Raw genomic sequence first — 11,941 nt, 5'->3', positions numbered from 1 at the left:
TTCGTGTTATTGAGGTTTTAAGTAGCAGCTTTCTTTGCTAATTCAGTAATATATTCAAAGAAAACATCATGTTTTACATCATAAACGACATTTACAGGTCGTCCATCAGTAGTTTCTTCTGTACGTCCTTGGCTTGGTCCGTATGTATGAACGATACTATTAATCGTTTCAGTTTTTGCAAGGCTAGTGTTTCCGACAAAAGCGGTAGTTAGTACATCCCATAAATAGTAAGTAGAGTTCGTTGAGAAGTGAACGAGAGGAGGGACCATTGCATAGCATTGACCAAGGAAATCCATACCAATATACTTTCGCTCTTTTGCCCACTGTTCACGTATGTTTATAGTTAACGGAACTTGGTTTGTACTTTCTAGTGTCACTAAGTCGATTTTAATTTTTGCATCCCATACACGAGCCACTGCTTCAGGGTCCCAAAACGAATTCCACTCAGCTGTTCCATCATGCTCTGGTTCATGTACATTGCCAGCTTTAAGAAATGTACCACCCATCCAAACGAGGCGTTCAATTTTATCTTCGATTATGGGAGCTTCATATAATGCACGAGCAAGGTCAGTTAGGGGCCCAGTAAATAATAAAGTTGTTTTTCCTTCCGTTTGTAGAAGCGTTTCTATTAAATGATGATACGCGGGTTTTGCCACCACGGGTGTTACAACTTTTCCAGACTCATTTAAAATTGGTAGAGCATCTACATAAAATGCATGCATCCGCCAGTCTTTCGGAAACGGGTTTTGCCCGCGAGAGTTTGAAGCGGCTACGGCAATATTACCTTTGCCGAAGCGATCGATAATTTTACGACTGGCAGACATTGCGGGTTCTAAATAGCAGTCTGCTGGGATAACAGATACCCCCGTAAGTTCAATGTTTTCCATTTGAAGTAATAAAAATAATGAAATTAAATCATCTACGCCGCCATCATGATTGAAGTACACTTTTTTCTTCATTGTAATCTCCATCCTATATGATTTAGTTAGAAATTAAATATGAATTGAGGAAAAGTCATCAATAATTTCCACCACTTCAATTTCTCCATTAATCAGTAGCTCAGGAAGATCATTTCTAATATTTCCTTTCCAATACTCTCTAGCTTGTTCGATTTTTTGAGAAAAAGGAATTCCATCTTCTTTCGGTAAAAGATTCCCGTCACCTTCAAAAGAATTTCCGATCACTCGTAGTTTAACAATCTGTAAAACTTCTCGATTGTAAGAATCAAATAATGTTTTCCATTTTAAAGCATCTTCATAGCTTTTTGAAGCGTATAAACAAGATAACCTGGAAGGGTATTCAGGGAATTCTTGTAGTCTAACCATTTCTACAATTGTTTCTCTAACTGCTCTAATTGTTTGATCCATATAACTCATAACTACTTTAGTATTTTCATTATTTATATGTAATTCGTTATTTTTATAGTGTTTATTTAAAATTTGTATGCCATCTTCACCACTAGCATTTAATTGTTCTCTTTCAAAAAAGAAGTGATATAGAGTATTGTGTTGATTTTTGTTAAAAAGAATGATTTGTCCGATATGCATTTTTTTCCTTGTTACGATGTGATATGCGTAAAATTCTGCTTCATTCATGGTTATCCTCCTAGTAATAGTGTAATGCAATGTTAAATTTAGTAATTCAACATTGCGATATATATAACCTCTATAAGTAAAAGTGAGAATTTGAGTAGAAAGGAAAAAATGAAAACGTTTTAAATTTGTTCACAAAATGTTCACTTACGAAGGGGTTTCCAATGTCGATATAATGACAAAGACTCAAAGAGAAAGGATGATGAAATTTGCCAACAACAAGAAAGGAAAACCTCCAATTTGGCATGATGATGTGCCTTGGGATGGTTATCGTAATGACGTTTTACAATTTACTAATGAATGAAACAGGAGGACCAATTTATATTAAAGAGATTGCATTAGAACTATTAATTGGCTTTATTATTGCACTATTAATTGAAATATGTATCGTTGGACCTTGTGCGAAAAAAATTGTATTCATATTGCCATTTGATAAATCTAAAAAAATAAATATTATCGTTGCAATGGCGACAACTATGGTAATTGGAATGGTGTTCTTTATGTCATTTTTCGGTATGGCTATGATGTATTTACATGGTGGACTACAAGGAGATTCATTTGTTTCCATTTATTTTTCGATTTTTATTAAAAATTTCATAATGGCATATCCATTACAATTAATTATTATGGGACCGCTTGTACGTTTCTTATTTGCAAAGTTTGTTATGAAAAAGAAATCTTTTAATGTAGCGTAATTTTCATTTATAAAACATTATATATAAATAATAAAAAACACATCTCGCATTTTTGAGGTGTGTTTTTTTGTTTATTCCAAGTTATTTTCATAGTGATGTGACATTTGTCCTTTTGCCATTATAGGATGATGGTTTTTAATTAAGTCAGAAATAAAGGATGAGGAGATGATTTTTTGAAAGGTATTATATTTGCTATTTTTGCGGGGATATTTATAACACTTCAAGGAACCTTTAATGCGAAACTTAGTTCACATATCGGTATATGGTCGACGAGTATTATAACCCATTTAATTGGATTCAGTATTGCAACAACTGTATTTTTGTTAAAGAAAGAAGAGAAAATAACGGATTTAAAGAGTGTGAAAAAAATATATTTAACAGCGGGTGCATTTGGTGGATTCATTATTTGTGCAGAAACTATGGCGATATATGCACTAGGAGTTACATTGACAGCTGGCACACTTATGGTTGCTCAATTGTTAACGGCAACAGTTATTGAAATGAAAGGACTGTTTCATATAAAAAAGATACAGATGGAGAGATATCATATTGTGGGAACAATAGTAATGATTATAGGTATTGTTGTATTTAATATGTAAATGAAAGGAGAAATGAATATGGAGGATAAATCAGGTTTAATTACGCATTATTTGAAAACCAATAAAACGCTCGAGATTTTTTCAGAAATAGATACAGCTTATTTTCAATTAAATCACTTTGAAAAAGGCGAGCTTATTTGCAATATAGATGACGAAATGGATCGTTTATATTTTGTTGTTAAAGGTAAAGTAAAAGTTTACACGATTACACCTGAAGGGAAGAAACTAATCCTTCGCTTTATCAATCCATTGGCCATTGTTGGTGATATTGAATTAATTCAAAATAGCAAAGCACATAATATCGTTGAGGCTTGTTCAGATGTTGTAGCAATCTCTATTTCTAATACGGTTATTAGAAACAAGTTATTACATGATCCTATATTTATGAAGTTCTTGCTTGAAAACATTGCGAACACGTTAAAAATATCGACTCGTTTTACTGCTCTTAATTTACTTTATCCTGTAGAAGTACGTGTAGCTAGTTATTTGCTTTCAATTTCAACAGATAGTAACGGGAATATGTATAAAGGGGATTTGGATGCAACTTCAGTAACGAGTATTGCAGATTTTATAGGGGTAAGTTATAGGCACGTAATTCGGGTATTACAAAGATTTTATAATGAAAAACTAATTGAAAAGAGTAATGGAGTTATTGTAATTAAAGATTTTTCTAGAATGAAGGAAGTCGCTAAAGATAATATATATGAGCAATGAAAGGGAGAGGAAGATTTTGATTGGATTTAGTTTAGCTATATTAGCAGGAATATTAATTAGCGTACAATCTGTTTTTAATGCAAAAGTAAATGAAAATGTAGGACAGTGGTTAACAACTACATGTGTCCTTGGGATAGGTCTCATTAGCTCTATTCTATTTTATATCATTACAGAAAACAGTATTAGCATTAAAGTGTATACTGCAAATTATTTGTTTTATGTAAGTGGACTGTTTGGTATCGGGTTAATTATTTGTATAATGGGTGCAATAAAGAGTCTAGGTCCAGCATATACGGTGCTAATTAGTCTTATTACTCAATTGGTTGTTGCGTTATGCATTGATACATTTGGATTATTTGGAATGGAGAGCATTCCATTACAAATAAATAAATTAGTTGGTATAGGTTTATTAATTGTGGGAGTAGGAATTTTTAAAAATCTATTTTTGAATAAGAAAGCTATTCATATAAATGAGGATAGTGTCTAAAGGATATAAAGGGGAAAAGTGTGAATGGTCAGAACTTATACATTTAGATAGTAATAAGTGAGCGATGAGGAGAGAGGATAAATGAATCAGTTAATGTTGCAAGATGGTGTACATGATTTGGAAATCGGTGAGATTCAACATTTTAGCTCCTACGTAAAGTGCATGCAAGATTTTATCCCGCTATTTGTCGGGCAGTAAGACCCCTACCTCAAAATTCAGCGAAAGCAAAGAAGTTAGGTGGGGTTCGGGCTGCCGTAAAAGCTCGATTGGTGAGGGCTAATAATCAGTGGGGGATGAGCAAAGCCCCCACTGATTAAATTTTCACTTCACAATTATGTTTCTGCCTTTGATTTTATTGAAATTAACATTTATAACCTAAGTATAAATGTATTGAGCTCTTCTTTACTTATTATTTTTTGAACCGTAAATGAACAAACTTCAACATTTTTATTAAGTTTACAATTCTCATCATTATACGCGTACTACCGTCCCAATCTTTATTTGTAGGTATATCTTTAAAGAAAGGGGAGCAGCTTAATACTTTTATTGTAGAGGACCATTTTTCTATTAATTTTGGATTGTTTACGTAAAAATACATCATAGCACCATTATTACCGGATTTCTTTACAGTAGCATTCGAAAGATTCAGTGCGAACTTTGATTCAGCGTCAAAATATAATTCTCCTCCAGGGAAACGTTTTGACATAGCGACTACGATCTTTTTTAAATCTTCTTCTTTAAAGTAATAAAACACACCTGCTGATATAAAAAGAATACCGTCGTTTGAATTATATTTTATATCGTCAAACCAAGAAGTATCAAATAGTGATTTAGCAATGCTAATGTTTCTAGGCGTATCTTCAATTAAAGTTTTGCGAAAAGAGATTGCATCGGGCAAATCAAGGTTGTACCAATGTATTGTACCGTTATCGATTCTTGAAAAAGTAGTGTCTAGTCCGGAACCGATGTTTACAATAGTAGCATTCGGGTGTTTTATTATAAATTGTTTTATCGTATCGTCAATTTTTCGTGCACGGGTAATGTATGTGATACATCCGTATTCGCCAAATATATTTGCTATTGTTGAGAAGTCAAAATTACATTCTTTAATAATTCGAATAGCCTCTATATCATCTAAAATATCCTTATTTTTCTCACTGCCATATGCTCTTCCCCATAAGGGAATAAGCATCGTACCTTGCACGGATTGTAAATCTAATTCTTTAGCCATGAAACATCCTCCGTTTAGTAATAAACAATATATTTAGTCGTTATTTAACATTTTTGAGAGCATTGTATTTGTTTTATATAGTCCATAAGTTAAATCCCGCCTATCTTCTTCAGATAACTTTTCGAGGTTTACTGTGAAATTATTATATATTTGTTTCCATCTCTCATAATGTACTTTTTCAGCTTTTTCTGTCAGAGAGATTAATATAGCTCTTTTGTCTACCATATCTTTCTTTTTTATGATGTATCCGTTTTGTTCTAAGTTACGTACTGTTACACTTAATTGTTGTTTAGGGATGTTTAAATAACTAGCAATCATTTTTAAATTTACAGGCACCTTTTGCTGGGCGATATACTCTACTACATGTTGTTCTAAATGTGTAAATTCTGAGGATTTCTCCGATAGTAATTTAAAAGTACCTGACATATTTAATAATAAATTCATGTATTCGTTTAATAATTCGTTTTGGTTCATTGTTTTTGATTCCTTTATGAGTTTAGTTATTATTTTATTACTAAATTCAATATAAATCAATTAAAATTACTCTTTATAGTAAATGAATGTTTACTAATAACTGTTTTTTGAATTTATGTGGACTGAATTATGAGGATGCGAGAAGTGGTTTTAGGGAACGAGAATATAACCGAATATAAAATATTACTAAACGTATATAACTAATGAATACAATGTCTTTTTCAGTTATTAAGTTGTAAATCATTTTATGATAAAATCTTTTACATAATTTAATAAAGGGGTAGTATTTAATGGGTTATTTCTCAAATGGTTTATTAGTTTTGTTTGTGCTTATCGTATGTAGTTGTATAATTTTTGGTTGATAATATAATGAGAGTCTTATATAAAAGAAGTTATCTTAAGTGAGATAACTTCTTTTTATTTTATATTGAGAAGGAATTCTATCTTTCTTATTGAAGTTTGTTCTAGTTATTTTTACATCGATCAGATTTGTGTAAAGGGAATTTTATGAAATATAAACAAGCCAGAGAATAGGGAGTGTTTACATGGAAAATAGTATACGCTACACAAGTGAACACCCTACAGATTTTAATGGATTATTATCCTTATACGAATCTTTAGGATGGAATTCTCTTAAATTAACGGTTAACGAGTTAGAACGAATGTGTAAGCAAAGTTGGTATGCAATTTATGTTTTTGATGATAAGAGGTTAGTAGGGATGGGGCGTGTCATATCAGATGGAGTCATAACAGGCATTATTTGTGGAGTTGGTGTATTGCCAAAATATCAGTCTAGTGGCATCGGAAAAGAAATAGTGAAACGATTAATCCAGCACTGTGAACAAAACAAGGTTATTCCACAACTTATGTGTGTAGAAAAATTGTAATCTTACTATGAATCTATAGGGTTTGAAGCATTCTCTATTGGGATGACAAAACATATTATAAGATAGAGGTGCTTTATCCTGCTATTTGTCGGGTAGTAAAACCCCACGGATTAAAGTTTCACTTTATATTTTCAGTTTACTTGTACATATTTTCAAACTTCAACATAAAGGAGAATGGCTGTATGGAGATTGCTAAAGGAGTAGAAATGTTACAACTTGAATTTCAAGAATTTGTTATTCATCCAATTCTTTTATGGAATGATGAAATGGCAGTATTAATAGATACGGGTTTCCCAGGACAAATTGAAGATATACAAGTAAAGATGGAAAAGGTTGGGGTATCATTTGATAAGTTAAAAGTCGTGATTTTGACGCATCAGGATATTGATCATATAGGTAGTCTGCCAGAATTGTTGCAGCGCTGTCGAAGTAATATTAAAGTTTATGCGCACGAACTAGATAAGCCATATATCGAGGGGGATTTACCTTTATTGAAGGACGGAAATGTAGAGAACCGCCCAAAAGGAAAAGTGAGTGAGACTGTGATTGACGGGCAAGAACTTCCGTATTGCGGTGGAATACTAATTCTTCATACTCCAGGGCATACTCCGGGTCATATTAGTTTATATTTGAAACAAAGCAAAATTCTTATTGCAGGAGACTCTATGTATAGTGTGAATGGGATGTTAGGAGGAATTCACGCCCAAACAACTATAAATATTAAGGAAGCAAAGCAGTCTTTGAAGAAGTATTTAAATTTACATATTGAATCTGTAGTTTGTTACCATGGGGGATTAAGTAAGGAGAATATAAATGTTCAACTTCAAAATTTGTAAAGTTAAAATGGAGTTTTTTGTTAATTGACGTTGAAGTATAATCTGATTATTAGTATATAAATAAATTATAAAAGAGCATGTTTGAAAAAATTCAAACATGCTCTTTTATTAAAGCAAATCAGTTTAATATGAATGACCTAATCCGTTCCAATAAAAAGAAACGATTTCTTGTGCTAATTCATCTATATTTGCAAGAATAGGATTGTGATTTTCATCTTTAAAATTCCCAATTGATAATAAAGATACGAAAGCATGAGCCGCAAATTTAGCGTTTCCTTTCGGAATTTCTCCGATGTGCATCGCATTATCGAGTGCTTTTTCTAGTACTTCATACATATTATCTTCAGCATTTTTTAATTGTTTCAATTGTTCTTCAGATAACGACAGTTTAGCATCTTTCATAAAATTTTTCATATCAATATCCATCGTTGCGTGTAAGTAAACTTTGGCGAAGTCTAATAATCTTTCTTCTAAAGTTTTGTTTGTAGAGAGTATTTGAGACATATTCTCTCGTATACGTATCATCATTTGGGTCATAGTAGCGGTAAATAAATCGGCTTTTGTTGAATAGTAATAGTAGACGGTTGCTTTCGTAACACCACAAACTTTTGCGACTTCATCCATAGAAACGACTTGATAATTTTGTGTAAGAAATAAGCGAGTTGCCACTTCTAAAATGGTTTCTTTTGTAGATTTTGTATTTTTATTTTGCCGTGGCCTTCCGAGAGGACGTTGTTTTTGTTCCAAATCCATTCGCTCCTGACATTTATTCTTGAGATAATTATAACATAATTTTCAATCATTCTTGATTAATTAACCTACCAGTATATATAATTAATAATGAAGGAAAAAAGGAAGGTGGGTTTTTATGAAAAAGCACCCGTTACATATGTTAGGGAGGCTTGTAGCAGGGAAAAATACGCAATGGATCACTTTATCGGTGTGGGTTCTTATTACATTATTACTTTCATTTACGTTACCACAAGTAAACAGTACGAAAGAACCGAATCCAAAAAATTTACTTGAAACAGCTATGTCACAGCAAGCGGAAGCGCTTATGAAAAAAGAGTTTCCGAATAATGCAGGGAATCCGTTGTTAGTAGTGTGGTATAGAGATGGTGGATTACAGTCACAGGATTATAAACTCATACAAGACGTTTATAAAGAGTTAAAAGCTAGTCCTTTAAAAGAACAATCAACGTTACCGCCATTTGATACAATTCCAGAGCAAGTATTATCAAAAAGTGCATCAAAAGATGGTACATCATTTGTTACACCGGTATTCTTTAATAAATCTGCTGGTACGGATATATTAAAAGGAAATCTGGAAGAGTTTAGAAAAATAGTGAATAGTAAGGTGGATGAAGATCCATTTAAACAAAAAATAAGTGAATCTGGTTTACATGTTCGATTATCTGGGCCTGTAGGTATTCAAACGGATGCAGTTAGTTTATTTAGTCAAGCAGATGTGAAATTGTTAGTGGCTACTGTATTATTAGTCTTGGTCCTATTAATTTTGCTTTACCGTTCGCCAATTTTAGCAATTTTACCTATACTTGTTGTTGGCTTTGCATACGGTATCATTAGTCCTACACTCGGTTTTTTAGCTGATCATGGATGGATTAAAGTAGATGCCCAAGCAATATCAATTATGACAGTATTATTGTTTGGTGCTGGAACAGACTATTGTCTATTTTTAATTTCGAGATATAGAGAGTACTTGTTAGAAGAAGAAAGTAAATATAAAGCATTACAACTTGCGATTAAAGCTTCTGGCGGTGCAATAATAATGAGTGCGTTAACTGTTGTACTTGGATTAGGGACATTATTACTTGCTCATTATGGTGCCTTTCATCGATTTGCAGTACCATTTAGTGTTGCTGTATTTATAATGGGAATCGCGGCTTTAACGATTTTACCAGCACTATTATTAATTTTCGGTAGGATTGCATTTTTCCCGTTTATACCGAGAACAACTTCAATGAATGAGGAGTTTGCAATAAAGAAAAAGAGGGCTGTAAAAGTTGAAAAATCAAAAGGCTCCTTTAGTAAAAAACTTGGAGATGTAGTAGTACGAAGACCGTGGACAATAATTATGCTAACTGTGTTTGTATTAGGTGGATTGGCTTCGTTCGTACCACGTATTCAATACACATATGACTTATTAGAATCGTTTCCAAAGGATATGCCTTCTCGCGAAGGGTTTACGTTAATTAGTGATCATTTCTCGGCTGGTGAACTAGCACCAGTAAAAGTGGTTGTTGATACGAAAGGAAAAGAGCTTCCTATTAAACAAGAACTAGAGAAATTTTCTTTCATAAATACAGTGAAAGAGCCAAAAGAGGGAAAAGAAAATAAGCAAATACAAATGTATGAAGTTTCTTTAGCGGAAAATCCATACTCAATTGAAGCGTTAGATCAAATTCCTAAATTGAAAAGTAATGTAGAAAAAGTATTAAAAGATGCTGGGATTAGTAATGCTGAAGAGCAATTGTGGATTGGTGGAGAAACAGCTTCATTATATGATACAAAGCAAATTACTGAACGTGATGAATCAGTAATTATTCCAGTAATGATTAGCATTATCGCTTTACTATTACTTGTCTACTTACGATCGGTTGTTGCGATGATTTATTTAATTGTAACTGTCGTTTTATCATTCTTCTCAGCGTTAGGAGCAGGATGGATATTGCTTCATTACGGTATGGGAGCGCCGGCCATTCAAGGTGCGATACCGTTGTACGCATTCGTATTTTTAGTTGCTTTAGGTGAAGATTATAATATCTTTATGGTTTCAGAAATATGGAAAAACAGAAAGACACAAAATCACTTGGATGCAGTAAAAAATGGTGTAATACAAACAGGTAGTGTTATTACATCGGCAGGTTTAATTTTAGCAGGAACTTTTGCAGTGTTAGGTACACTTCCAATTCAAGTATTAGTTCAATTTGGTATTGTAACTGCAATTGGCGTATTACTAGATACGTTTATCGTAAGACCGTTACTTGTACCCGCAATTACAGTTGTGTTAGGCCGATTTGCTTTTTGGCCAGGTAAACTTTCAAGAAAGAGTGAAGAAATACAAAAGGTGGATGCATAGTGAAAAAAGCCAAGGGTATTTTCCTTGGCTTTTTTCAATGTAGTTAATTAATTTTTTGAAGTCAAATCATCAGCTGCAGCGTGATCAGCATCTTCAATTGTTGTTTCGGGCATTCCGTATAAGCCGTTCATTGCTTGTTCTTCAATAGTAAGGTTTGCAGTATTATTATTTTGAATAGATGTAGTATTTTCAGTAACATTTTCCTTTTTATTCATATTTTTGTTATTCATGTATGTATCCTCCAAATTTCATTTGATTTATCTATAGTATGTGGATGGATTTCAAGAAATATGTGAATTGATTCTTACATATGTTATATAATTAAATAAATAATTAGGGTGAAATGTAAACTGTTAGGAGTGAACAATTATGGTGAAAGCAAGGGAAATAGCCTTCTAAAATAAAAAGAAAATTTTAGGAGGCTATTAGAATGAAGTTTCATGTAATTGATAGAGAAGATTGGAGTAGAGAGCAGTATTTTGAGCATTATTTAAAGTTGAAATGTACATTTAGTATGACTGTTAATGTTGATATCACGATGTTATTAGAGGAAGTATATCAAAAGGGAATAAAATTTTATCCCGTTTTTATATATTTAATTTCTAGAGTAGTAAATAATCATAAAAAATTTCGAACATGTTTTAACGATGAAGGAGTTTTAGGCTATTGGGAGGAAATGATACCGAGTTATACAATCTTTCATAAAGATGATAAGTCTTTTTCAAGTATATGGACGGATTATTCAAGTGATTTCCGCACTTTCTATAAAAATTATGAAGACGATATGAGATGCTATGCTAGTGTTCATGGTCTTTTCACGAAAGAAAATATTCCTCCTAATGTATTTCCGATTTCTAGCATACCTTGGAATAGTTTTACTGGATTTAATCTTAATATTAATAATGATGAAAATTTTCTATTGCCAATTATAACTTGTGGGAAATATTTTAACGAAGGAAATAAGGTTATGCTACCAGTTTCATTGCAAGTACATCATTCGGTTTGTGATGGATATGATGCGAGTCAATTTATAGAAGATTTACAGCAGTTAAGTAACACTTGCAACGATTGGCTTAAGTAATATCTAATTTTTAATTATATAAAGTGAAACTTTAATCAGTGGGGTGTCAGCCCCCGCTGATTATTAGCCCGACCCCCACCTAACTTCTTTGCTTTCGCTGAATTTTGAGATGGGGGTCTTACTGCCCGGCAAATAGCGGAATAAAATTGAAAATGAATAAAAGAAGAGACCATGTGGTCATCTCCCTGTCAAGTAGACAGTAATAAAAAGAGTATTATGCCACGGCCTTTTCCCGATATTCTATC

Annotated in this window: 13 protein-coding genes and 1 pseudogene; 8 read left to right on the top strand and 6 right to left on the bottom strand. The window is 32.7% G+C overall.

The features are described 5' to 3' along the window. Positions 1–17: 17 nt before the first annotated feature. The gene (locus QO049_RS13655; RefSeq protein WP_144502054.1) at positions 18–971 is read right to left on the bottom strand and encodes a nucleoside hydrolase; all 954 of its coding nucleotides are present in this window, start codon (positions 969–971) and stop codon (positions 18–20) included. A gap of 21 nt (positions 972–992) precedes the next feature. Then, complete coding sequence (locus QO049_RS13650) at positions 993–1,595, bottom strand: DUF2441 domain-containing protein (RefSeq protein ID WP_001001044.1); 603 nt, start codon at positions 1,593–1,595, stop codon at positions 993–995. Between the two features lie 206 nt (positions 1,596–1,801). Between QO049_RS13650 and QO049_RS13645 the strand changes: the two genes are divergently transcribed. From QO049_RS13645 to QO049_RS13630, 4 genes are all read left to right on the top strand, one after another. Beyond that, positions 1,802–2,287 (top strand): DUF2798 domain-containing protein, encoded by a 486-nt coding sequence (locus QO049_RS13645; protein ID WP_002103059.1) that lies wholly within the window; start codon positions 1,802–1,804, stop codon positions 2,285–2,287. A 173-nt stretch (positions 2,288–2,460) separates the two neighbouring features. Next, positions 2,461–2,886 (top strand): DMT family transporter, encoded by a 426-nt coding sequence (locus QO049_RS13640; protein ID WP_098020692.1) that lies wholly within the window; start codon positions 2,461–2,463, stop codon positions 2,884–2,886. 18 nt (positions 2,887–2,904) lie between these two features. Beyond that, positions 2,905–3,600, top strand: coding sequence for a Crp/Fnr family transcriptional regulator (locus QO049_RS13635; RefSeq protein ID WP_246962663.1), 696 nt, complete (start codon positions 2,905–2,907; stop codon positions 3,598–3,600). 16 nt (positions 3,601–3,616) lie between these two features. Beyond that, positions 3,617–4,087 (top strand): DMT family transporter, encoded by a 471-nt coding sequence (locus tag QO049_RS13630; protein ID WP_000579027.1) that lies wholly within the window; start codon positions 3,617–3,619, stop codon positions 4,085–4,087. A 409-nt stretch (positions 4,088–4,496) separates the two neighbouring features. Here the strand turns inward: QO049_RS13630 and QO049_RS13625 are convergent, their stop codons facing one another. Together QO049_RS13625 and QO049_RS13620 are read right to left on the bottom strand one after the other, a co-directional pair. After that, a complete protein-coding gene (locus QO049_RS13625; protein WP_001040747.1) occupies positions 4,497–5,318 on the bottom strand; it encodes a class I SAM-dependent methyltransferase in 822 nt (273 codons plus the stop codon). A 33-nt stretch (positions 5,319–5,351) separates the two neighbouring features. After that, positions 5,352–5,792: a MarR family winged helix-turn-helix transcriptional regulator gene (locus QO049_RS13620; protein ID WP_001072998.1), complete on the bottom strand. Its 441-nt coding sequence runs from the start codon at positions 5,790–5,792 to the stop codon at positions 5,352–5,354. A 545-nt stretch (positions 5,793–6,337) separates the two neighbouring features. On the opposite strand from QO049_RS13620, the pseudogene QO049_RS13615 reads away from it, so the two are divergent. Both QO049_RS13615 and QO049_RS13610 read left to right on the top strand, forming a co-directional pair. Then, positions 6,338–6,745 (top strand): annotated as a pseudogene (locus tag QO049_RS13615) (GNAT family N-acetyltransferase). 116 nt (positions 6,746–6,861) lie between these two features. Then, positions 6,862–7,515 carry an MBL fold metallo-hydrolase gene (locus QO049_RS13610; RefSeq protein ID WP_098023265.1) on the top strand — a complete coding sequence of 218 codons (654 nt, stop codon included), beginning with the start codon at positions 6,862–6,864 and terminating at the stop codon, positions 7,513–7,515. 123 nt (positions 7,516–7,638) lie between these two features. Here the strand turns inward: QO049_RS13610 and QO049_RS13605 are convergent, their stop codons facing one another. Continuing rightward, on the bottom strand, positions 7,639–8,262 hold the full coding sequence (locus tag QO049_RS13605) for a TetR/AcrR family transcriptional regulator (RefSeq protein WP_070180117.1): 624 nt from the start codon (positions 8,260–8,262) through the stop codon (positions 7,639–7,641). Between the two features lie 121 nt (positions 8,263–8,383). Between QO049_RS13605 and QO049_RS13600 the strand changes: the two genes are divergently transcribed. Next, positions 8,384–10,615: an MMPL family transporter gene (locus tag QO049_RS13600; protein ID WP_144502050.1), complete on the top strand. Its 2,232-nt coding sequence runs from the start codon at positions 8,384–8,386 to the stop codon at positions 10,613–10,615. A 47-nt stretch (positions 10,616–10,662) separates the two neighbouring features. Here QO049_RS13600 and QO049_RS13595 read toward each other — a convergent pair whose 3' ends face one another. Beyond that, positions 10,663–10,845 (bottom strand): DUF4021 domain-containing protein, encoded by a 183-nt coding sequence (locus QO049_RS13595; RefSeq protein ID WP_001060657.1) that lies wholly within the window; start codon positions 10,843–10,845, stop codon positions 10,663–10,665. Between the two features lie 200 nt (positions 10,846–11,045). On the opposite strand from QO049_RS13595, the gene catA reads away from it, so the two are divergent. After that, on the top strand, positions 11,046–11,696 hold the full coding sequence (gene catA / locus QO049_RS13590) for a type A chloramphenicol O-acetyltransferase (RefSeq protein WP_144502049.1): 651 nt from the start codon (positions 11,046–11,048) through the stop codon (positions 11,694–11,696). The last annotated feature ends 245 nt before the right edge of the window (positions 11,697–11,941 follow it).

The sequence above is a fragment of the Bacillus sp. RB3 genome (assembly GCF_030164735.1).
Lineage (GTDB): Bacteria > Bacillota > Bacilli > Bacillales > Bacillaceae_G > Bacillus_A > Bacillus_A cereus.
The sequence above is the reverse complement of the archived record's forward strand: the minus strand, read 5'-3'. Positions and strand labels throughout refer to the sequence as shown.